We start from the raw sequence: 23,529 nt of genomic DNA on the forward strand, positions 1-23,529 counted from the left end.
AAAGTACCTCAGCCGCATCATTGCTGGGGCTTTGTTTCAATACCTCTTTTACTGCTCAGTAAGACTACCTAATGGTGCTTACCACTCCAGCAGCACCCGTTGTGCAGAAAACCCCGGACCAAAACTCAATACCAAGCCCTGTTCCCCTGCCGAAATATCTTTCTCCATGAATCGCTCTAGCACATATAGCACCGTCGCACTGCTCATGTTCCCGTAAAGCTTCAGCACCGCTCTGGTATCATCAATATTCTTTCCTAAACTACCGAATAAGGCTTCTACCGTTTGCACTATTTTTTTTCCTCCTGGATGAAATATAAGATGATCCACTTTTGAGATATCACTTCCGTAGCGCTCTAAAAAAGGATGTACGATATTTTGAAAATGGCCTGCAATTGTTTCCGGTACCGCTGGGTCTAAAATCATTTTTAGACCATGATTTGTAAGATCAAACCCCATTAAATGGGCGGTATCCTTAAAGTGATACATCTCCTCTCCAAGTATTTTAGGTCCTTCTGCTGTTTCTTCTGAGGATAGTAATACACATGCCGCTCCATCACCAAAAATCGCAGCACTGACCATGTTTGCCATGGAAAAATCATTCAGTTGAAATGTTGCGGTGGGACTCTCTACCGCAACAATGGCTATTCTTTTGTCTGGATTAGACTTCAGAAAATTATGCGCGTAAATTAGTCCCGAAACACCGGCTGCACAACCCATTTCTGTTACTGGAAGCCTGACTACATCTTGCCGTAGGCCTAATTCATTAATTAAATAAGCATCCAATGACGGAATCATAATTCCCGTGCAACTTACCGTAATAATGTAATCCAATGATTCTGGAGTCCAGTTCGCTTTCGTAAGGGCATCTTGGAGCACGGTTGTCCCTAGTTTTTTACATTCTCGCGCATAAATAGTGTTTTTAGCTTCAAAAGATGTGGCCAAAAACACTTCTTCTGGGTCCATAATGCTATACCGTTTATCTACTGCGGCACCTTCAAAAATCTTAATGACCTTGCGCTTAAAACGCTCATCCTGATCTTGCAGCCATAACTCCACAAAAGGAAGTATTTCCTTAGTTTCTCTGCAATACTTTGGCAGTGTTTTGGTAACGGCTACTATTCTTGTTGTATTCATATATTGTTTTATCGCTTTTTACGCATCACCCATACATATCTAAAGGCCCATTTCCATGAAATACTATGGCCTAGATTGGGTAGGGATTTCGCGAATGTCTGTAATTCTGATTTGGAAAAACCCTTAGTAATTGATATTAATCCGTCTATTCTTGCGGTTTTGGTATGAATAAAAAGAAGACTAAACCCCTTAAAGAGTGTATAGGCCACCCTGCTTCGTTGTAGGTCATTAATAACGATACCCATAGTAGACAAGCGCTCAAACTGGCGAATAAACTTCAATATTCCTTCATTTTTAAAATGATGCATCGTTAGGGTGGTGGTCACAATATCACATTCGAAATCCGAAAAATCTGTTGTTAAAATATCTTTTTCATAATAGCTAATTTCAGGAAAATCAATCGAAGCCTTGCGTGCTAGGACCAGCGCATCTGCACTTAGGTCTACGCCTATTAATTGCACCTTTATTTTTTGCTTTCTAGCCTCCAAAGCCATGTTTCGGAGCATATTTCCATCGGCACAGCCCATATCTAAAATCGTATACGATTTTTTAGAAACCTCTTGTATCAATTTAAATACAGCGTCTACCGTAATTTTGTTTCCGCCTAAAATACGATTTACCCTAGTAATATCATTCAGAATAATTTCTAGCTCACTAATAGGTCCTTCATAGTTATCCATGAGCTCCATCTGCTCACTTCTTCGCGTCCAATCAATCATTATAAGATAGGTTTACCATGGGTTTTCGAAATTACGTAATTTAAGATTCCTTTGGAGCGGCCAGCTAGTTTTAAACCAGCATTCATCCATTTATCATCCAAAAGTAGCCGCTGTAATTTTCTCCCGAACCATAACCGATTCCTAAAGAAGGTATTCCATCTTTTGGTGTATTCGTGTTCCAACTTGTTGCGGTCTTTCTTCGGGTCGTTTAAAAATACATGCATCGCTTCTGAAGCTAATTTGGCACTATGTATCGCCATAGCCATCCCATTGCCGCAAAGCGGATGTATGAGTCCGGCGGTATCTCCACACATGATAATATGATTTACTACGGGCGCTTTTTTATCAAAAGAAATTTGGGCAATGGCCAAAGGTTTGTCGAATATAGGTTCGGATTCCTCAAAGAAATCTCTTAGATACGGATTTTTAGAGACCACGACACGATTAAAAGCATCGATATCCGTATACTTTTTAAACGTATCATAATGTGCAAGATAGCAGAAATTTACAGCTCCATTTTCTGTTTTGGATAGTCCGCCATATCCACCTTCAAAATTATGCAGGGCTACTAGGTTTTCTGCAAAATTGGGATGTTTATAATGTGCTTTCACGGCTAGCCAATCCTGCTTTTTAAAACTAAAGGCTCGTTTCAAGGTTTTATCTAAGCTTGATCGTTTTCCATATGCACCTATTACGGCGGTAGCATGGTAAGTATTGCCCTCGCTAGCTACGGTAAAGGTGTTAGCAGCGAACTGGATGTTGCCAACTTTGGCAAATATGAACTCCACCCCTTGGGATTTCGCTTTGTTATAAAGAAGCTCGTCAAAAAGAAACCTACTTATTCCTGTCCCCCCTAGCGAAAGCGTCGTTGTTATTTTATTTCCATTTGGAGTGCTGATCTCAAAATCTGTAATAGAAACCCCCCCTGCAGCAATAAGATCTACTCCTAAGTGCTCTAGGTATGGTCGTACCTCGTTTGACACATACTCTCCGCATACTTTATGATGTGGATATGCATTGGTTTCAAACAGCAATATACGATGTCCAAATCCTGATAAAGCTATAGCCGCTGTAAGCCCTGCAAGCCCACCCCCTACGATAATTACATCCTTTTTTTCCAACAAGGGTAAGATACGTCTTTCCAAAAAAAAATCCCTGTTTATACAGGGATTTTAATTTAGGAAATACAAAGAGTTATTAGTTCCCCGTTTCCTTCATTGCTTCTTGTTTTAACTCTGGGCTTGCAACTATGGCAAGCTCTACTCTTCTATTTTGAGTCTTACCTGCTGGAGTTGTGTTATCTCCAATAGGTTGCGCTTCACCATACCACTTCGTAGTAAACCTATTGGAACCTATGCCTTTCGTATTAAGGAATGCCACAACAGATTCTGCTCGTTGTTTAGACAAACTCATGTTATAGTCTTCTGCACCACTACTGTCCGTATGGCCTTCTACCAAAATATTGGAATTTGGATACTCCATAAATATACGGGCCAATTTATTTAAGGTTGCAGCCGAAGCCCCTTTAACGTCAGCTTTATTGCTATCGAAAAATACGCCGGCGTCTTGAGTAAAGGTTACATTGATACCCTCACCTACCCTTTTTACTTCTGCACCAGGAATTTCATTCTCTATACGCTCTGCTTGTCTGTCCATTCGGTTACCTATATAACCGCCAGCGGCCCCTCCAAGTGCGGCTCCAAGGATTGCGCCAAGTACCGTATTGTTGCCGTTGCCGACATTATTTCCGATGACACCACCTATAATGGCGCCACCCGCGGCACCAATACCGGCACCTTTTTGAGTTTTATTTGCATTTTTTATCGTACTACAGCTCATAATCATTGCAAAAGCCATAATGTATGCCGAACTTCTTACTAGTCTTGTTTTCATTTGTATATATGTATAAGTAGGTAAATTATTTTTTACTGAATTCGTAAACCACCGATACCGATGCACCGTCTACCATGACGTTGGAAGAAAGGCGCATGGCTTGTTCCGTTAAGTCTTCTATGGTTAAACGATAACCAACACCACCAGAAATATCCTTTAGCTTTTCATCAATAAACTTAAACTGAAGTTGACTGCTATTATTGTCTTCGCGCTCCACTACAGACCATCGGATAAAGCGGTCCCCACCATTACAAAGTGTGGAAGGAGAAATCGTATACCTTCCGGTACTATTGTTATCGCGAAAGAACCAATCACTGCCTTCTAAACAAATGTCTTCGACGTCATTGAAAAGTACTGCCTTAAAATTTCCTGTGTTGTTGGCAAAGGATACATCATTTAATATCCATGAGCCACTTAATATGTTGCGTTTTGCTCTTGCCTCCTTGGATACGGAGCAAGAAGAAAAAGTAATTGCACAAGTACTTAATAGCAAAATCATTTTTTTCATAAACTAAGTAGATTTGTTGTTAGCCTTATATACGGATTACATGCCCTGTTGGATGTGCCGTAGTAATAATTAAATATTGTTTGTCATGTAACCTAGGGCAAAAGCAAAAGTTGGGCTTGGCTCAAATAAAAATAAGGTTAACGCGATACCTTTAATACGCAATTAAAGCCAGTAGTTCTTTTTCAAATCTAGATTTCGCTAAGTAGTTTCGCTCCAACTCTGCGTTAAAAGGGATAGGTGTTTCTAGACTGCCTACACGCTTAACAGGCGCATCAAGATTTTCGAAACAGTTTTCCATTACACTTGCAGCGATATCACTTGCAATACCTCCAAATAGACTATCCTCTTGCAGTATGATAAGTTTACCTGTTTTTTTAACCGAAGTGTAAATACTTTCAATATCCAAAGGCTGCAAGGTCCTTAAATCTAAAAGGTCTGCTTGAATATTTGAATGCAGTGATAAAACTTCCAAAGCCCAATGAACGCCAGCCCCGTAACTCACTATACTTACTTGAGCACCCTGTTTTAATAGATTAGCCTTACCAAACGGGATGGTGTAGTTATTCGTTGGAACATCTTCATAAACACTTCGGTATAAGGCCTTATGTTCAAAAAAGAGGACCGGGTTAGGGTCGTCTATTGCGGTAGCTAAAAGTCCCTTGGCATCTGATGGAAAAGCGGGATACACTACTTTTAATCCTGGTGTTTTAGTAAACCATGCTTCGTTGGTCTGGGAGTGAAAAGGTCCGGCAGCAACACCGCCTCCACAGGGCATACGAATGACCACATCGGCATTTTCGCCCCATCGGTAATAACTCTTAGCCAAATAGTTCACTATAGGGTTAAACCCACTAGAGGCAAAATCGGCAAACTGCATTTCCATTACCGCCTTCATCCCGTTAATAGATAAGCCCATAGCGGCAGATACAATGGCAGATTCACAGATGGGTGTATTGCGAACCCGTTCCTTTCCAAAAGCTGCTACAAAACCATCGGTTATTTTAAATACTCCGCCATATTCCGCAACATCTTGACCCATAATCACTAGGTTGTCGTAGTGTTCCATCGCACCGCGTAATCCATCTGAAATAGCATCTACTAAACGAATATTTTTTTTATGTATAGAAGGTTTAACTTCTTTAAAATCAAATTTTTGATATACGGAACCTAATTCTTTACTTTCATTAAATATTATTGCTTCTTCATCAAAGGCTATTTTAAGACTCCCCTCTATCTCGGCACGTATCTCTTGTTTTAGCGTTACCCGTTCTGATTCTGATAGCACCCCAATCGAAAGTAAGTGCGCTTCAAAATTATCTAATGGATCTTTGGCCGCCCAAGTATCCATGATATCCTGAGGTACATACTTTGTGCCACTAGCTTCTTCATGACCCCGCATCCGAAAGGTTTTAAACTCCAAAAGCATTGGTCTTGGATTATTTCTAATATCCTTGCATAAGGTATCGATCTTGGTATATACTTCTAAAATATTATTCCCATCTATAATATGAGATTCCATGCCGTAACCGATGCCTTTATCCGCTATATCGGTACAACTAAACTGCTCGTTAGTTGGAGTAGAGAGTCCGTACCCGTTGTTTTCAACACAAAAGAGTACAGGTAAATTCCAAACGGAGGCTACGTTCAGTGCTTCATGAAAATCACCTTCACTGGTAGCTCCTTCTCCAGTGAATACAGCAGTTACGCACTTCTCCTTCTTAAGCTTGTGCGCTAAAGCAATACCATCGGCCACGCCCAACTGCGGTCCTAGATGAGAAATCATACCAATAATCTTGTAAGCCTGTGTACCAAAGTGAAAACTTCGATCCCTACCATTAGTAAAGCCGCTTGCCTTGCCCTGCCATTGTGCGAACAATCTGTGTAAAGGAATATCTCGAGTGGTAAAAACACCTAGGTTCCTGTGCATAGGGAGAATGTACTCCTCTTGCTGCATCGCACTAGTGACCCCAACCGAGATTGCTTCTTGCCCAATACCGCTAAACCATTTAGAGATTCTGCCTTGACGCAATAGAATGAGCATTTTTTCCTCTATCATTCTTGGCCTTAACAATGCCTTATATAGCGTTAACTGCATACTTTCTGCTACCTGAAACTGCTTGTAATCCATGCGTACGGCGGTGGTTTTATATATAAAGGTATAAATGTAACAAAAAACAGGATATCCCTGAATATTATAACACCATTGTAACTAAGCAATAAGTTGTAAATTTACCTAAACACAAAAAATAGATTATGAGTTTGGTACCCAGTGTAGATTTGTCGGATTTTATTTCAGGAGATCCCAAACGGAAGGAGAAATTTATTCAAGAGCTAGGAAAAGCCTTCGAAGACATAGGCTTTGTAGCCCTCAGTGGTCATTTTTTATCGGAAGCTTTGGTAGCAAATCTTTATGACGAAATAAAAAAGTTCTTTCAAATGCCTGAACAGGTAAAGGATACGTATGAAATAGCTGGTATTGGAGGACAGCGTGGCTACACGTCATTCGGAAAAGAACATGCAAAAGGGAGAAAAGAAGGCGATTTAAAAGAATTTTGGCATTTTGGCCAGTATGTGACCGATGACGCCAGACTCGCCAAAGAATATCCGGATAATGTGATGGTTTCTGAGCTGCCTAGGTTTAATGAAGTAGGCCAAGAAACCTATGAAATGTTGGAGAAGACCGCACGATACGTGCTGCGAGCCCTAGCACTTCATTTAGAATTGGAGGAAACTTATTTTGATGACTATATCGCTAATGGGAATTCAATCTTACGTCCCATTCATTATCCACCAATAATGTCGGAACCAAAAGATGCATTGCGAGCAGCTGCCCACGGGGATATTAACTTAATCACCTTGTTGATGGGTGCTCACGGAAAGGGTTTACAGGTTAAAAACAATCGTGGAGAATGGATAGATGCCATAGCACAGCCAGACCAACTGATGATTAATGTTGGGGATATGCTGTCTAGATTATCTAACAATAAACTAAAATCTACCATTCATCAAGTGGTTAATCCTCCCAAGGAATTATGGGGAAGTTCTAGGTATTCAGTGCCATTTTTCATGCATCCTATTAGTGAAATGCCCTTAAACTGTTTACATAACTGTATAGACGAGTCGCATCCAAAGGGGTTTGAGGATATTACAGCTGGGGAATTTTTACACGAGCGCTTAATTGAATTAGGACTGATCAAAGAATAGCCATGGACCTACAAGACCAGCTAAGAAATCTCTTCCCTGAGCATACACCGGAAGACACCCCGAAAGAACATATTGAAAAAAGTATTTGGATGCAAGATGACCCTATTATTTGTAAATACGAGAAGCGAAAGGGCAAACCTATTACCATTTTAGAGGGCTATACAGGTGCCGACGCAGATTTTAAAAAATTAGCAAAGGAGCTAAAGACAAAACTGAGTGTTGGCGGTAGTTTTAAAGATAGTAAAATCATTATCCAGGGCGATTACAGGGATAGAATAATGACTATTTTACAGGAAAAGGGATTTAAAGTGAAGCGCGTAGGTGGCTGATTGCTATTTCTTTACTTTCTTATGACGCCCGCTGTGGTTCTTTTTTTGTTAATTTTTTTTATTTATTTCACATAAAGCTTACATTTAACCCCCAAGATCCTAAACCAATCGGAAATGAGTTCCTTACTACACATCACTAACGGCGACAGTTTTACCAAACGGCTTGATAAATTAAATATTAAAGGAGACGTTATTACTTGGCGCGAAATGCTGTGCGAAGGAAAAACATTGAACACCGTGGGAAGCGAGTCTTTTTGGAAGACACGCTATGAGTTTCTTCACAAAAACTACAAGGTATCTAAGTCTTGGTTTATAGAAAAAACCTTGAAAGAATACCGCTCGCTTTGTAATCATAAGCAACAGGATGAAATAGTGCTTTGGTTCGAGTACGATCTTTTTTGTCAAGTAAATATGTTGGCGGTAATTAGCTGGTTGTTGGCTAACAGAAAGTATGCTCAAATTTCATTGGTATGTAGTGGAAAGGAAGATGATTCAGATAAAATGTATACCCTCAACGAGCTTTCTGATGCGCAATTAATGGACCTTTACAAGAATAAAAAAGTGTTATCGCAAGATGACATTGAGTATGCCGACTATGTGTGGCAGTTATATTGCAGTAATAATCCCATGCGTTTAGAGAACCTAACCGACTTTAAGGATTATCAGTTTGCATATTTGGGCGATGCAGTAAAAAGTCATTTGCAACGTTTCCCAAGTATTATAAATGGACTAAACGATATGGAAAATAATATTCTGAGTTTAGCGATAGATAAAAAGCCAAGTTCCAGAAAAGACCTCTTAAATACGATACTACAAAATCAGGGGAACTTAGGTTTTGGTGATACCCAATACGATAGGGCTATAACCCGACTCAAACCACTTTTTACGGCTTTCAATCCTGTTAGGCTTACGAAGAAAGGGAAAGGGATTTTAGATGGAAAAACCAGTTATTATTCTTGCATCCAGGACAATGATGTCTATTTAGGAGGTGCTCTAAAGTATAACTTCCTTTACAACACCAATACGAGCAGAATCCTAAAGCTCTAATTTTCTATGCAATTAAGCCCCTCCGAGCTTATCTTGAATGCAGATGGAAGTATGTACCATCTCAATCTTTTACCGCAAGAGATTGCCACTACCATTATTACAGTTGGTGATCCCGATCGTGTCTCCGATGTATCACAATATTTTGATGCTATAGAACTTCAAAAAGGAAAACGAGAGTTTTTAACACATACCGGTGTGTTGAACGGGAAAAGAATAAGTGTTATTTCCACAGGTATTGGAACGGATAACATCGATATTGTTTTAAATGAGCTCGATGCTTTGGTAAATATCGATTTTAAGACCAGAACGGTAAATAAAAATCATATACGATTAAAATTAGTGCGCATTGGTACCTCAGGAGCTATTCAGCCAGAAATCCCAATAGATTCTTTTCTCATGAGCAAATATGCTATTGGATTCGACGGACTTCTACATTTTTATAAGCACAATTTGGGTACCCACAAAAATATAGAAGATGCATTTATGGCGCACACACAATGGGCACTAGAAAAAGCACGCCCTTACATCGTAGATTTTGACGAAAATTTAGGAAAAGAACTACTAGATAATCGTATACGATTAGGTTTTACAGCAACGAATACAGGGTTTTATGGGCCTCAGGGTAGAGAATTGCGCATCGCGGCTAGTCAAGCTAGAGTCATGTCAAGAATGGCTAGTTTTTCGTTTGATGGGCTGCAAATAACAAATCTTGAAATGGAAACTTCGGGGATATACGCCTTGGCAAAACTATTAGGGCATCAGGCAGTTTCCTTAAATTGTATCTTAGCGAATAGGACTACTGGGGAATTTTCAAAAAATCCAGAAAAAGCCATCCAAGAGCTTATCCAACATACCCTAACTAAATTAACTTCCACGTGAAAACCGTAAAAATTACAGGAGTCCCTGAACATTTTAACCTTCCTTGGCACTTGGCAATCGAAGAAGGAGCCTTTGCAGCACGTGGAATAGACCTGCAATGGGAAGACATTCCAGAAGGAACAGGTAAAATGTGTCAACTTTTGGAGAACAAAGAAACCGATTTGGCCATAATCCTTACAGAGGGTATCATTAAAAGTATATCCGAAGGCAACCCGTCTAAAATCATTCAACAATATATTGCTTCTCCCCTTTTATGGGGAATTCATGTGGGTGCTAAAAGCCAATTTAAGAGCATCTCGGATTTAGCGCATGCCAAGACCGCAATAAGTCGTTTTGGAAGCGGTAGTCACTTAATGGCTTATATAAACGCCGAGAACAATGGTTGGAAGCGCAACGACCTTTCCTTTGAGGTTATTAATAATTTGGGAGGTGCTGTTAATGCACTTACGAAAGGAGAAGCAGATTATTTTATGTGGGAACATTTTACTACCAAACCCTTGGTAGACCGAGGAGTTTTTAGACGTTTGGGCGATTGCCCTACCCCATGGCCTTGTTTTATGTTGGTCGGCACCGATAGTTTTATTGAGGCAAATTCTAGTATCCTAAAACACATCTTAGCGGTCTTGGAAACATACACTTCTGAATTCAAATCGATTCCGAGTATAGACAGAACCTTAGCGAACCGCTATGAACAGCAGCTATCAGACATTCAGAAATGGATGTCCTTGACCGAATGGAGTGCCACACAGCTGTCCAAAACAAGTTTGGGAAAAATCCAGGAAACCTTGATGAAATTGGGTTTAATTGAAGAAAAACTACCGGCTAAACACTTTTTATACAATACTTTAGATTAGACATCTACGGAAAGCATCACATGTTTGTTAATTATTTTTTTGAAGGTACTATCTGATAATGGTTTATGTGCGAAGTCTACGATATGGGGGTTGTTGATTGCACGGTCTTTATCAACTTGATTGTCGCTAATAGTTACCAAAACAATCATCAGTTGTTTTTTGAGTTCCTTTGAAACCTGTTCCTCATACATTCTTAGAAATTCCCACCCATCTACAATCGGCATTCTGAGATCCAACATGACCATGCAAGGCAAAGCCAAACTGTCCTGACCCTTACTCAAAATAAAGTCCAATGCTTCTTGCCCGTTAATAGCAGCATTGACCTCAATCTCCATCTCTAACTTATTTATAAAAATAGAGTGGAGAAAATTACTTGCTTCGTCATCGTCTACCAGTAAAATGGATTTCAAAGAGCTAAACTTCTTCATGTAGTCTTTTTAATTTTTTATCGTAAGAAAATACATTATCAAAATTAATCAAAATATATAGAACAGTAACTTACCAATCAATAGTTTTATTGCCTAACCCTAATAAAATATGGTTTGTTTTTGAAAAATGCCGATTTCCAAACCAATACCCTCTGTTTGCGCTTAAAGGAGAAGGATGACCTGAAGTAAGAATATGGTGTTTGGTGTTGTCTATTAGTTTTACCTTCTTCTTGGCATAACCGCCCCATAGTAAAAACACCAATCCTTCTTTCTCATCCGATAGGGTTTTGATGATGGCATCCGTAAACGTTTCCCACCCCTTTTTTTGGTGGCTACCTGCCTCGTCCGCTCTTACAGTCAGTATAGCATTCAGTAATAAAACGCCTTGTTTGGCCCAGTGTTCCAGATTACTACTTTCCGGGTAGTGCTTGTCCACATCTGATTGTAATTCTTTAAAAATATTGATGAGCGATGGCGGATGTTTTATTCCGTCTTGCACCGAAAAACAGAGTCCGTTTGCTTGGTTTGGCCCATGATATGGGTCTTGGCCTAAAATAACGACTTTCGTATTCTCATAACTGCAAAAGTCAAAAGCGGCATAAATAGCCTCCTTTTTGGGGTAACACGTATTTTGGATGTATTCCTTGTTTACAAAAGCCGTTAGCTCCTGAAAATATGGTTTTTCAAATTCACCTTTTAGCTTAGAGTTCCAACTGTAATGCATATGTGGTCGTATTTTTTACAACGGCAATCAAAATTAGTTAAAAACTAATGAATATTTTACTGGGAAGTATTCTTGATATAAAAACCAGAAAAAATTAACTTCGTAACCGATGCAGACCTGGTTTTAGAATAATTATTAGTTTTATCAAGTAAAGTACAGATGGATTATGATTATGTAATCATAGGTAGTGGTTTTGGAGGTTCTGTTAGTGCTTTGCGACTATCAGAAAAAGGATACAAGGTTTTAGTGGTTGAAAAAGGAAAATGGTTCAAGGCCAAAGATTTCCCTAAGAGCAACTGGAACTTCAAAAAATGGTTATGGGTGCCATACCTGCGCTTTTTTGGTATTATGAAACTTTCCGTTTTTAAGCACATTGCTATTATTTCTGGTACTGGGGTTGGTGGCGGTTCTTTAGTGTATGCCAATACCTTACCAACACCCAAATCTGCTTTTTTCAAATCAGGGAGTTGGAATGAATTAAACGATTGGGAAAAAGAATTAAAGCCCTACTATACGCTGGCGTTAAGAATGCTAGGTGCAGCTAAAAACCCAAAATTATTTGATGGCGATTTGGGACTTAAGAAAATGGCAGAAAATTTAAATATCCAAGGAAAATTTTCTCCAACACGCGTCGCTATTTTCTTTGGAAAACCGAATCAAAAACAAAAAGACCCTTATTTCGGTGGCAAAGGTCCAAATCGCTCTGGTTGTACGTTTTGTGGCGCGTGTATGACGGGTTGCCGGCATAATGCCAAGAATACACTCGATAAAAACTACCTTTACCTAGCGCAAGCCAATGGTGCAGAAATAATGGCCGAAAATGAAGTATATGATGTTCGTCCTATTAGAAATAGTAACGGTTCTCAAGGGTATGAGGTTTTATTAAAAAGTAGTACAAAAATTTTCAGTAGACACCAAAAAATCAAAACAAAGGGGGTGATTTTCTCTGGAGGTGTTTTAGGAACGGTTAAATTACTGCTAAAGCTGAAAAACAAGTCCTTACCAAATTTATCTGAAAAACTCGGCGAGGACATCCGCAGTAACAACGAAACTTTGGTTAGTGTTACCGGGCTAGAAAAGGAGAAAAACTATTCAAAAGGTATAGCCATAGGGAGTATCCTTGATACCGATGAAAACAGTCATCTTGAAATTTGCCGATATGGAGAGGGTTCTGATGCATGGAAGCTAGCTCACCTGCCCTATGTAACAGGTTCCAATGTAATATCACGACTTTTTAAAATACTGCTGAAATTCCTGAAACATCCAGGGGAGTATTTCAAAATTTACTTTGTAAATGGTTGGGCAAAAAATACCGTTGTTTTACTGTTTATGCAAACCCTTGATAGCACCTTAAAGTTTAAAAGAAACGCTTTGGGACAGATGACTTCAAGCATAAGTACAGGTAAAGCTCCAACCCCATTTATTCCAGAATCTATCCAATTAGTAAAAGCATACCGTAAAGCGATAAACGGGGTTAGCACCTCATTTGCTTTAGAAACATTGGCAGGAATCCCGTCTACAGCTCATATCTTAGGCGGTGCCGTTATGGGAAAGGATGCTACCACTGGCGTCATTGATAAAAACAATAAAGTTTTTGGTTATGAACAACTATATGTTATTGATGGTGCTATGATTTCTGCGAACCCAGGGGTGAATCCATCACTCACAATAACTGCTATTGCAGAGCACGCAATGGATCAAATAGTGATGAAAAATGAACTGAGCTAAGTCTATAAAATAATAATAGTCAAGCTTAAACTCTTCATAGCATACAACCAAGCCTTTTAAAATGATTTAATCCTTTACCCGAAGCTATGAGCTGTTCGTTAGTGGTAAATCTATCTATGAACACCCTTTGCTTTGGGTCGTAAGTTCTCCATCCGTTCTCAATTAAGGTGTTTAGGGTAATTTCTTGGGCGGAAACTTTGATTCTATGACGCATCATATCCAATTTGTCCATTTTGGTTTTTTTGAAAGAGAACTGAGTTTCTGTATCATAGGAGGCCAACGAGACAATAGCATCCATTCCAGTTTCTTAGCATAGTGCAGCAATCTTCTTCCAGGTTTCCTCGCTTGACTGAGTACCAAAAAGAGTCGCTTCTTCTGTACTAGGATGTAAAATTTTAACCAGTTCAATTCGATTATCTTGAGCTAATTCATTAAAAAGCCCTGTTAAAGCAGCTTCCGTTCCTTTTTCAGCAAGCCAGTGTTCTTCCATGACTATTAATTGTTCCAATCGGTTAGAATACCCATTCGCAGCTGAAGAGGTACTACTGTTTACTATTCCTATTTTTTTGATTTGATTTGAGAAATCGACAGGTAATCGTGCTGTAAAACTAACAGTTAACTGTTTCGTTGTCGTGTAACTAAAACATAACATACATGAGGTTAACATAACGGAAACTTTAAAAGGTATTTCATAATTTAAGAACAGTATCGTTAACTAAATTACTTATACTATTTTTATAAAGATTACTAAAAAACAGCGTTTTAACCCTTATTATTGCATTAAAAGGTTTAAATTTTTGAATATACTTGGAGAGTGGTAATCCGTACTAAATTTGAATAGGCTGTAGCATCGAATTATTTCGAATTAGAAACCATTCAATTTCGCACAGAAAAATAGAACCCTTTCGTCTGCTGTTGGCGCTAGCAGGGGGAATCTACTCCTTAGATTTGTCTTTTTTCTCAGTCAAACCTATTTTTATTGGGTATTCCTATTCATCTTAGCTATCCAAAAAATACAGCGTCATAGTTGTACTAGCGTGCCAATTGTAGGTCCAGAACACGACCCTGTTGCACGAGATGACGTAAGACATTTACATAGCCTTAGGCAAAGCTATTATTGTAATTTGTATAAGACTTAATGCGAACTGTATTGCCTGTGCTAAATCTCCTTTTATTTCTTTGCTTATAGCCATGCTGTAGTGCGCTCTACCTGCTATTTTTGGATTGGAATTTGCCAGTTCATTTTCCCAAAGTGTTGCCGCACCACTCCAGTCCCCTGCTTGCGCCCTACGTTGTGCGATTTTGAAGTTATCTGTCCCGCGAACAAAATAATTCCTTGCAATACGGACGGACTTTGACGTCAAGCGTTGGGCATACGCAATTCCTAAATTTCTACTATACTCTTGAAGGGTTTCATTGCGATTCGCTATAGCTTTTAAAGCTTTCATTGGGTTGATTCCTCTACCGCTAATCATCATGTTTTTAGTATAAGAACATTCGTCTATAACCACCTTGGTATGTGGGTCGTAAATACGCCACCCATGCACTATATTGGTTGCCAGAGTAACTTCTTGGACAGGCCAATCAACGTAAATTCCAAGGCTCTTGGGTAGTTTCATGGTGGTAATTCTGAGATTTACCTATGTATCCATACCATAAAACGCCAAGGAGAATATGACATCTACTTGGTTTTCTTCGCACAAGCATTCTATTAGCTTTCAAGAAAGTGAAGCGGGCATAACAGCTAAACCTTTTTTCAATTCCTCAACACCTTCAATTGTCTTTGTTTTTTCAAAGTTTTTAATTAGAGAAAGTTCGGAAACAAAGGGATGAAATAGCAGCTTCCGCTCCTTGATTATCTAAGTTTAGCCCTTCTGCGGATAAAATTTTATCAATTTAATCTAAGGTTTCATTTCCTTTAGAAGGTACGCTGCTATCAATAATTCCAATACTCCGCACTTTCTAAGATAGGGGAACAACAGCTGACTTTGTAGCTTACATTGTTAAGCTATTTGTTACGCTACAAGACGAAACCAAGACAACGAATGCTGTGCAGGCTAAGAATTTGATTTTATTTTTCACAGGAAGTTTGATTATCTATAAATCAAATTATTGATTTATAGATAATTGCTTATTAAAAATAGTAGATATCGATTTATATTGTCTAAAACTATCTATTGGAAGAGCGCAGTGGATGTGTCAATTTTAATTTTTTAATTATTTACAGAGATGGCTCGCTCGAAAAGTTTGGTATTTATCCGCGACGTAAAACCTATCGTTATTTGCCACTGTTATTTTAGGTGCTAAAATTGACTTAAATAAACGCCTCATGACAGTTGTTTCAATAAACGGAAATTCTATAGGTATTACCAAATAACGATGCCTTTCAAATACCCCAATATCAACTCCAATCCTTACCTTTGCCCCCTAGCAAATAACAACGTGGCGAACATACAAAGCAAGACACTACAAGATTTAGAATTTCCAACAGTTTTACAGCAGGTTGCCTCCCGCTGCAACACGGAGTTGGGCAAACAGGCAGCCCTAGAAGTCATCCCATTTTCAGAAGAATCCCAAATGCGAAATGCGCTTGGCACAACTTCGGAATACCTTTCATCTTTTATTAGCGATAATAGAATTCCAAATCACGGCTTTGACACTATTAATTCAGAACTGCAATTACTGAAGATAGAAAATACCACCTTGGAGTTACAGGGCTTTAAACGTATCGCTACCATATGTGATTCCATTACTACCCATCATAAATTCTTCAAAAAATTCAAGGAATATTACCCGCTACTTAATGACTCCGTTGCCCAACTGGAATCTAACACTGAAATTCCGATATTGATTAATGGCGTAATAGACCGTTTTGGTGAGGTAAAAGACAACGCTTCAGACGCGCTTTTAAGTATCAGAAGGCAAATGAATCATGCACGCAGTAAAATCAGCCAGAGTTTTGGTTCTGCCTTGGCGACCTATCAAACATCTGACTATCTGGACGATATTCGGGAGTCGGTCGTAGAGAACCGCCGCGTACTTGCCGTAAAGGCTATGTACCGTAGAAAGGTCAAAGGCACTGTTATGGGCACTTCCAAAACCGGGAGCATTGTATATATAGAGCCGGAAGCCGCTTTACGATATAGCAGAGAGCTAAACAATTTAGAATTTGAAGAAAAGGAGGAAGTCCAACGCATCCTCAACAATCTTACGAATCAAATACGACCATTTAGAGCGCTTTTAAGGAAGTATCAGGATTATCTTACACAGATTGATGTTACGGCGGCAAAAGCAAAGCACGCGCAAGATATCAATGCTTTACTACCTAAATTAAACAAGAGCAACAGACTTTATTTGAGAGATGCCTACCATCCCTTGTTGTTTCTCAGCAATAAACGCAACAACCAGAAAACGTATCCACAGACCATTGAGCTGCACGATGAAAATAGAATCATTGTCATTTCCGGCCCTAACGCCGGTGGAAAAAGTATCACACTAAAAACCATTGGACTACTACAGTTGATGCTGCAAAGCGGTATGTTGATTCCTGTACACGAACGCAGCGAAGTCTGTTTTTTCGATAAAATATTAACAGATATTGGAGATAACCAATCTATTGAAAATCATTTAAGTACGTACAGTTACCGTCTTAAAAACATGAACCAATTTTTAAAACGTTGCAACAACCGTACGTTATTTTTAATTGATGAATTTGGTACCGGAAGTGATCCTGAATTAGGCGGTGCCTTAGCAGAAGCTTTTTTGGAAGTATTTTATGAGCGGGAGTCTTACGGCGTAATCACTACGCACTACGCGAATCTAAAAGCGTTGGCCAACGAACTGCCTAACATGAGCAATGCCAATATGTTGTTTGATGGCAGAACGCTAGAACCTACCTTTCAATTGATGTTGGGAGAAGCAGGGAGTTCCTTTACCTTCGAGGTGGCTCAAAAGAACGGCATCCCCTACTCGCTTATCAATAAGGCAAAGAAGAAAATAGAGCGTGGCAAAGTGCGTTTTGATGCTACTATAGCCAAGCTACAGAAAGAGCGTAGCAAAATGGCAGAGACCGGTTCTAGATTAAAAGAAGAAGAGTCAAAGGCACGAGAAGAAGCAGCACGCTTGGAAAAACTTAATGCCAAAGTAAAATCCAAGCTTGAAAACTACCAAGAGCTCTACGACCACGACCAACGCATGATTCAGCTGGGAAACAAAGTAAACGTTGCAGCTGATAAGTATTTTCAAGATAATAAAAAAAGACCCTTGGTATCAGAGCTCTTACGCCTCGTAGAAACCGAAAATAGTAAGCGAAAGAAAAAGAGCGCCAACCAGGCCAAGGTAGAGCGCAGTAAAAAGGCCCAAGTGGCAGAAGAAGTACAAAAGGAAGTCAAGGTTATACGTGAGAAAAAGCAAGTAGAAAAGAAAAAGGCCGTTAAAAAAGAAAAGAATAAGCCGCGACCCGTTTTTGAAATTGGAGACCGAGTTCGTATGATTGATGGAAAAGCCGTTGGTAGTATAGATAAGCTAGAAAAAGGCAAAGCGATAGTGAATTATGGCGTGTTTACGACCAATGTGAATGTAGATCAGTTAGAATTTGTAGGGAAATAAACCTCATAAACATGAAGAATAAATATAAAAAGAGCAGTACGATTTTTAGTGTTTTTTATATTTTTTTTATGTCGTGTAGTTCTGATAGCACTACAAATTAAGAAGTACAAAAGAATTTGACCCTTGGCGCCTTGGCTAATGATTTTGTAAGTAATGGAACTATCCTAGCAACAATAACCGCATTATCCCCCGGAGAATTAAATTTTACATTAAGAAACAGTCCTATTGATGGTGCTATTAGCGTAAATCCAAGTTCAGGTGATATTGTCGTAAATGATTCCTTTGCTTTTGATTTTGAAAGGATTACACAAATAACAAGTACGGTAGCTGTTTCCAATGGCTTGACTAATGAGAAGTGGTCAGTAACTATTACAATCAGAGATATTGATGATATTGCCTATTGGCTAACGGATCTAAAGAATCATATGAAAACGCTGGTACTGGGAGTTGGATTGGCGTAATGAAGGCTGAATATTTAGAATTAGCGAACCGTATACGTGCCGTTAGCAAGGTAGGCATCACAGACCTCCTTTATGAATAAGGTAATACTGTGGTTTCCTATGAAATGGATTTAAACTCTTTCTTAAATACGTCATAAACTTTAATGTAACGTCGAAGAGCTATCGTACCTTTACTTTGTGGAAATAGATAAAAAAATAATCCTGTTTGATGGCGTTTGTAATCTTTGCAATGGCTTTATTCAGTTTGTTATCAAGCGAGATAAAAAAGATGTGTTCCGCTATGCTTCTCTACAGAGTGACATTGGGCAACAACTAGTGTCTGAGCGTGGAATTGATACCAAAACCCTAGATTCGGTGGTCCTTATTGAGCCTGGAGTCGCCTTTTATATTAAATCAGACGCAGCATTACAAATCGCGAATCACTTAAAGGGTTATTCTAGTTTTTCTAGAATTTTATATTTGATTCCTAATAGTTTACGAGATATCGTATACGATATAATAGCACGCTATCGCTATGTTTGGTTTGGAAAAAAAGACGCTTGCATGATTCCTACGCCTGAATTGAAGGCTAGATTTTTAGATTAACTCATCCGTAGCGCTACTTCCCTCACTTCACCCTTCCCTTCTCCTAGTTGCGTTTAAGTTTGCCGTGACCTTAAACAAGAATAGTAAATTTTTTTTCGCCTTTATGTCCGATATTAACTTTTAGAAAGGATTGAGCAGAATACTACTCGGAAAAAAAGTGGTGGCTTGGTAAGCCATCTTAAACCCCCAAGAGGCCGATATGAAATCGTTTTCTTATCAAGTAAAGCATCCAAGGAGAAAAGAATAACATTATTACTAGCTAAGCGTTTTATAATAACTCATAAAATACTACTAACGAATATTTTATGAGTTATCGTATATGATTTATTTATTAAAACTAATTGTGTTTCGCACTGTGAAAAAGAACGGTTGTTCCATCTTTATGAATACTAAACCAGCACTCCTCCATTTTTTTGCTACATCACCAACGTGTTCAAAATCGACCTTACTGAGATATAGCAGCAACCACTTAATACTAGGTTTTTATTCAAAAGGATAAGATACACACTAAAAAATAACGAAGAGCGTAACTAACAATTTCTATTTTACTTCCTCATAATGGTCATCCCAATTTTTGGCTTTTGGGTCGTCATGCAGTTTTCCGACCGATTTGGCCACAATAGTAGCCACAGTAGCATCTCCTGTTACATTAACCACTGTTCTAAGCATATCTAAAGGTCTGTCCACCGCAAAAATTAAAGCCAAACCAATCGCATATTTATCCGGCGGGAACCCAACAGATTCCAATACAATAACCAACATGACCATACCTGCACCCGGTACGGCTGCTGTTCCGATAGAGGCTAAAAGTGCTGTGAATACAATGGTGAGTTGACCGCTTAACGGTAGGTCAAAGCTAAGTGCCTGTGCAATAAATACCGCTGCAATACCTTGATAAAGACTCGTTCCATCCATATTTACGGTAGCTCCAACAGGAAGTACAAAACTAGAGACTTCTTTATCTACTCCAATATGCTCTTCCACGCGTTCCATGGTCACAGGTAAGGTAGCCGCGCTTGAACTGGTTGAAAATGCAAGCAATTGTGCTGGACTTAGCTGCTTTAAAAACCAAAACGGATTCTTTTTTGCAATGACAGAAACCAGTATACAATAGAACACAATCATTAAAAGGAGACCTAAAACGACCACCCCTGCATATTTGAGTAAGGCTAACAAAATTTCAGGATCACTAGACGAAACCACTACATTTGCTAATAAAGCAAATACGGCAAAAGGAGCGGAAAGCATAATTAAATCTACCATCTTTAAAACGACATCATTAAGAGAATCGAAGAAATCCTTGAGGGGTTTTGCTCTCTTTTCTCCAATTAGTAGCATGGAGATACCAATAAAAATGGTGAAGAAAATAACCTGTAACATGAGTTGATTGTTGCCCAATGCCGCAACGGCATTATCCGGTACCATATCCTCTAAAAACTTTAAGGGGCCACTTTCTTTCTGGCGCGAAGCTTCTTCAAGTTTGGCAGTTACGCCCTCATCGTTGGCGTAGGTTGATGTCAATTTTTCAATCGTTTCTTCAGAAATACCAGTACCCGGCTCTATTACATTTACTAAAACAAGGCCTAAAATAATAGCGACCGTAGTTGTGCCCATATAAATTCCAATCGTACGAAGGCCTATATTTCTAAATTTTGAAATATCCTTTAAATCTGATATCCCTTTTATCAAGGACGCTAAAATAAGCGGTACGGCAATAAGCTTAAGGAGTTTGATAAAGATAGTGCCTAAGGGAGCAACCCAATTCAAAACAAATTCTTTACCCCAATCTAGATACGTCATGCCAAAACCAAAAACTAGCCCTAACACCATACCTATCATTATTTGCCAATGCAATTCAAGCTTCTTCATAAAAATAGTTGGTTTAGGCAAACAAGATACTATTTTGAATGGAAGGATGAAAGGGATGTGGGCAAACTGTGCTAAGTGGGTAGTAAAAAGTTAGCAGGAGGAAGTAAATTCTATGGACAGTGAAAAAGTAAGCTCTAAAATCGCTGACACCAAAAAAAACTGGGGTGCTGAAGGAGCGTTCTCACGATTTAGCAACTTATTTATGTATCGTAGTAGGATTCAACTTATTACTCCAGCCAAAATGGACCTCGGAAGAGCAAACCTAAAACCTGCCTGAACGGCCGGCATCTAAAACCGCAAACAAACACCATCCTCCTCACTATTTTGAAATTGACCCTCCCGATGCTAATCAGGCATGAATCAATTTATGTTACTTTACTTCAGCCCTTACCTAATTTTTTGAAGTTAAATAAATAGGGTTTAACCTTCTATTTGATTTGAAAAGTTGGGTCTACTCCGACTTAATTGTTCGATTTAGCAGCATATAATCTGCCAATACGAGCGCTGTCATTGCCTCAACAATGGGAACGGCTCGTGGCACTACACAAGGATCGTGTCTTCCTTTGCCTTGGGTTTGCACTTTGTTCCCCTCCTTATCTATCGTCTCGTAACCTTGAATAACTGTGGCTACTGGCTTAAAAGCAATGTTAAAGTAAATATCCATTCCATTACTTATACCACCCTGTATACCACCACTATAGTTAGTTTTTGTAGTACCATCTGAATTGAATTGGTCGTTGTGTGCACTGCCTTTCATTTTTACCCCTTCAAAGCCGCTACCATATTCAAAACCTTTTACAGCATTGATAGATAACATAGCCTTCCCTAATTCGGCGTGAAGCTTATCGAATACGGGTTCTCCTAAACCAACGGGTACATTTTTTGCTACACAGGTAATGATGCCACCAATGGTATCGCCTTCTTTTTTAATGGATTTGATATGTGCCTCCATTTTAGCGGCCATTTCGGGGTCTGGACAGCGTACAGGATTGGATTCGGTAAGGGATAAATCCAGTTCTCGATAGTCTTTTTCCAGTCTCAAATCGCCCACTTGGGTTACAAAGGCATTAATTTGTATTCCTTTTAAGAATTGCTTCGCGATGGCGCCTGCCACAACCCTACTAGCTGTTTCACGAGCAGAGCTACGTCCGCCTCCCCTATAATCCCTAAATCCGTATTTTTGGTCATACACATAGTCGGCATGTGATGGGCGGTAAGAATCTTTTATATGCCCATAATCCTTAGATTTCTGATTGGTGTTATGTATAGCAAAGCCAATGGGTGTACCCGTAGTCTTACCTTCAAAAATACCTGAGAAAAATTCTACTTCATCCGCTTCTTTCCGCTGTGTTACTATAGCCGACTGCCCGGGTTTACGCCTATCCAAATCTTGTTGAATCGCCAATAAATCAAGTGTAATTCCAGACGGACAACCATCTATTACCCCACCAATCGCATTTCCATGTGATTCTCCGAACGTGCTTACCCTAAAAAGATTCCCAAAAGTGTTTCCTGCCATACTTTAGTTAAATAAGTAGTTACAAATGTAATTTTTAAATGGTTTAAAGAAAAATTTACAGCTAGCTTAAACTTAAATTAACCTTTGCATGGTTTGATAAAGATTACTTAACCTTTAGATTAATATTAGATATTATCGCAGTTTAGGAATGAATATACCATAAGGTTTAATTTTACATACAAAACTATCCCTTGCGAAAAAGAAAACTTGAAATAGCGGTTATTTCTGATGTTCATTTGGGAACTCATGGATGTTATGCGGATAATCTACTTGCTTATTTAAGTAGTATAAGCCCTAAAACGCTAATCTTGAATGGAGATATTTTAGATACTTGGGACTTTAAAAAAAGTTATTTCCCTCCATCTCATCTAAATGTCATTAAAAAATTTATTTCAATGGCCTCTGAAGGAACGGTCGTTTACTACCTTACCGGGAACCATGATAACATACCCTCCTCGCTAAGGCGAACAGCTTTTAAAAATATAATCTTCTGCAAGAGACTAGTATTGAATTTGAATGGAAAGAAAACATGGTTTATTCATGGAGCTATTTTTGATCTTACATTAGTAGATGCTAAATGGATAGCTAAACTTGGAACTTTAGGATTTGCCTTACTACTGAGGGTAAACAAACTCGTGTACCGGATGCTAAAACGGAAAAAGCGGGATAACTATTTCCTTTCAGGGAAAGTTAAAGGGAATAAAGCATGGTCCAAGTATATTTCGGATTTTGAACATACCGTTACTGACCTTGCAGCCGATAATGGATATGATTGTGTTGTTTGTGGTCATATTAACGAACCTAAGAAAGAACATAGAGAAACACCGCAAGGCAATATTCTGTATTTAAATTCTGGGGATTGGGTAAAAAATCGCACAGCTTTGGAGTATTCCTTTAAAAGATGGAAATTATACCATAACAAAACTGACAAATTAGGTCCGTTTTTTGTAGACCCAGCATTAAAGCAATTGGACATCAACGCGATAATTAGTTCCATGAATTCAAAACCCCTAGCACCTATAAAGGGGGTGTAGCGTACT

Annotated in this window: 21 protein-coding genes and 1 pseudogene; 10 read left to right on the forward strand and 12 right to left on the reverse strand. The window is 38.9% G+C overall.

Going from position 1 to position 23,529, the window contains the following annotated elements; translation table 11 throughout:
- Nucleotides 1–78: 78 nt before the first annotated feature.
- The 6 genes from Q360_RS0104955 to Q360_RS0104980 all read right to left on the reverse strand — a co-directional run bounded on the left by Q360_RS0104955 (nt 79) and on the right by Q360_RS0104980 (nt 6,382).
- Nucleotides 79–1,134 carry a type III polyketide synthase gene (locus tag Q360_RS0104955; protein WP_027076108.1) on the reverse strand — a complete coding sequence of 352 codons (1,056 nt, stop codon included), beginning with the start codon at nt 1,132–1,134 and terminating at the stop codon, nt 79–81.
- 8 nt (nt 1,135–1,142) lie between these two features.
- Nucleotides 1,143–1,853, reverse strand: a complete 711-nt coding sequence (locus Q360_RS0104960) for a methyltransferase domain-containing protein (protein ID WP_036195071.1) — start codon at nt 1,851–1,853, stop codon at nt 1,143–1,145.
- Nucleotides 1,853–2,998, reverse strand: coding sequence for an NAD(P)/FAD-dependent oxidoreductase (locus Q360_RS0104965; protein WP_245603189.1), 1,146 nt, complete (start codon nt 2,996–2,998; stop codon nt 1,853–1,855). Before Q360_RS0104965 ends, Q360_RS0104960 begins: the two co-directional genes overlap by 1 nt.
- 52 nt (nt 2,999–3,050) lie before the next feature.
- Nucleotides 3,051–3,746 (reverse strand): OmpA family protein, encoded by a 696-nt coding sequence (locus tag Q360_RS0104970; RefSeq protein WP_027076111.1) that lies wholly within the window; start codon nt 3,744–3,746, stop codon nt 3,051–3,053.
- Between the two features lie 25 nt (nt 3,747–3,771).
- Nucleotides 3,772–4,254, reverse strand: a complete 483-nt coding sequence (locus Q360_RS0104975; protein ID WP_027076112.1) for a lipocalin family protein — start codon at nt 4,252–4,254, stop codon at nt 3,772–3,774.
- Nucleotides 4,255–4,405: 151 nt separating this feature from the next.
- Nucleotides 4,406–6,382 (reverse strand): alpha-ketoacid dehydrogenase subunit alpha/beta, encoded by a 1,977-nt coding sequence (locus tag Q360_RS0104980; RefSeq protein WP_027076113.1) that lies wholly within the window; start codon nt 6,380–6,382, stop codon nt 4,406–4,408.
- Between the two features lie 125 nt (nt 6,383–6,507).
- Between Q360_RS0104980 and Q360_RS0104985 the strand changes: the two genes are divergently transcribed.
- The 5 genes from Q360_RS0104985 (at nt 6,508) to Q360_RS0105005 (ending at nt 10,567) form a co-directional block, all read left to right on the forward strand.
- Entirely contained in the window at nt 6,508–7,458 is a 951-nt protein-coding gene (locus Q360_RS0104985; RefSeq protein WP_027076114.1) for an isopenicillin N synthase family dioxygenase, read from the forward strand.
- 2 nt (nt 7,459–7,460) lie between these two features.
- Nucleotides 7,461–7,787 (forward strand): translation initiation factor, encoded by a 327-nt coding sequence (locus Q360_RS0104990; protein ID WP_027076115.1) that lies wholly within the window; start codon nt 7,461–7,463, stop codon nt 7,785–7,787.
- A gap of 114 nt (nt 7,788–7,901) precedes the next feature.
- Complete coding sequence (locus Q360_RS0104995; RefSeq protein WP_027076116.1) at nt 7,902–8,834, forward strand: DUF1835 domain-containing protein; 933 nt, start codon at nt 7,902–7,904, stop codon at nt 8,832–8,834.
- Between the two features lie 6 nt (nt 8,835–8,840).
- Nucleotides 8,841–9,713 carry a nucleoside phosphorylase gene (locus Q360_RS0105000; protein ID WP_027076117.1) on the forward strand — a complete coding sequence of 291 codons (873 nt, stop codon included), beginning with the start codon at nt 8,841–8,843 and terminating at the stop codon, nt 9,711–9,713.
- Entirely contained in the window at nt 9,710–10,567 is an 858-nt protein-coding gene (locus Q360_RS0105005) for a substrate-binding domain-containing protein (RefSeq protein ID WP_027076118.1), read from the forward strand. The genes Q360_RS0105000 and Q360_RS0105005 overlap by 4 nt, the downstream gene beginning before the upstream one ends.
- On the opposite strand, the gene Q360_RS0105010 is transcribed toward Q360_RS0105005, so the two are convergent.
- Together Q360_RS0105010 and Q360_RS0105015 are read right to left on the reverse strand one after the other, a co-directional pair.
- Nucleotides 10,564–10,995: a response regulator gene (locus Q360_RS0105010; protein ID WP_027076119.1), complete on the reverse strand. Its 432-nt coding sequence runs from the start codon at nt 10,993–10,995 to the stop codon at nt 10,564–10,566. The two genes, Q360_RS0105005 and Q360_RS0105010, sit on opposite strands and share 4 nt — an antisense overlap.
- A 70-nt stretch (nt 10,996–11,065) precedes the next feature.
- On the reverse strand, nt 11,066–11,719 hold the full coding sequence (locus tag Q360_RS0105015; protein ID WP_036195075.1) for a uracil-DNA glycosylase: 654 nt from the start codon (nt 11,717–11,719) through the stop codon (nt 11,066–11,068).
- Between the two features lie 159 nt (nt 11,720–11,878).
- Between Q360_RS0105015 and Q360_RS0105020 the strand changes: the two genes are divergently transcribed.
- Nucleotides 11,879–13,447, forward strand: coding sequence for a GMC oxidoreductase (locus tag Q360_RS0105020; RefSeq protein ID WP_027076121.1), 1,569 nt, complete (start codon nt 11,879–11,881; stop codon nt 13,445–13,447).
- Between the two features lie 34 nt (nt 13,448–13,481).
- Here the strand turns inward: Q360_RS0105020 and Q360_RS26495 are convergent.
- Nucleotides 13,482–14,114 (reverse strand): annotated as a pseudogene (locus Q360_RS26495) (DUF6340 family protein).
- Nucleotides 14,115–14,538: 424 nt separating this feature from the next.
- A complete protein-coding gene (locus Q360_RS0105035) occupies nt 14,539–15,066 on the reverse strand; it encodes a DUF6340 family protein (protein WP_027076124.1) in 528 nt (175 codons plus the stop codon).
- Between the two features lie 823 nt (nt 15,067–15,889).
- On the opposite strand from Q360_RS0105035, the gene Q360_RS0105045 reads away from it, so the two are divergent.
- The 3 genes from Q360_RS0105045 to Q360_RS0105055 all read left to right on the forward strand — a co-directional run bounded on the left by Q360_RS0105045 (nt 15,890) and on the right by Q360_RS0105055 (nt 19,101).
- Nucleotides 15,890–18,055, forward strand: a complete 2,166-nt coding sequence (locus tag Q360_RS0105045; protein WP_027076125.1) for an endonuclease MutS2 — start codon at nt 15,890–15,892, stop codon at nt 18,053–18,055.
- A gap of 116 nt (nt 18,056–18,171) precedes the next feature.
- On the forward strand, nt 18,172–18,516 hold the full coding sequence (locus Q360_RS0105050; RefSeq protein WP_027076126.1) for a cadherin repeat domain-containing protein: 345 nt from the start codon (nt 18,172–18,174) through the stop codon (nt 18,514–18,516).
- Between the two features lie 177 nt (nt 18,517–18,693).
- Entirely contained in the window at nt 18,694–19,101 is a 408-nt protein-coding gene (locus Q360_RS0105055; protein WP_027076127.1) for a thiol-disulfide oxidoreductase DCC family protein, read from the forward strand.
- 540 nt (nt 19,102–19,641) lie between these two features.
- Here the strand turns inward: Q360_RS0105055 and Q360_RS0105060 are convergent.
- Together Q360_RS0105060 and aroC are read right to left on the reverse strand one after the other, a co-directional pair.
- On the reverse strand, nt 19,642–20,970 hold the full coding sequence (locus Q360_RS0105060; protein WP_027076128.1) for a dicarboxylate/amino acid:cation symporter: 1,329 nt from the start codon (nt 20,968–20,970) through the stop codon (nt 19,642–19,644).
- Nucleotides 20,971–21,421: 451 nt separating this feature from the next.
- Entirely contained in the window at nt 21,422–22,489 is a 1,068-nt protein-coding gene (gene aroC / locus Q360_RS0105070; protein WP_027076129.1) for a chorismate synthase, read from the reverse strand.
- Nucleotides 22,490–22,680: 191 nt separating this feature from the next.
- Here aroC and Q360_RS22335 point away from each other — a divergent pair, with 191 nt between their 5' ends.
- Nucleotides 22,681–23,523, forward strand: a complete 843-nt coding sequence (locus tag Q360_RS22335; RefSeq protein WP_036195079.1) for a UDP-2,3-diacylglucosamine diphosphatase — start codon at nt 22,681–22,683, stop codon at nt 23,521–23,523.
- The last annotated feature ends 6 nt before the right edge of the window (nt 23,524–23,529 follow it).

The organism is Maribacter antarcticus DSM 21422, from assembly GCF_000621125.1.
GTDB classification, from domain to species: domain Bacteria; phylum Bacteroidota; class Bacteroidia; order Flavobacteriales; family Flavobacteriaceae; genus Maribacter; species Maribacter antarcticus.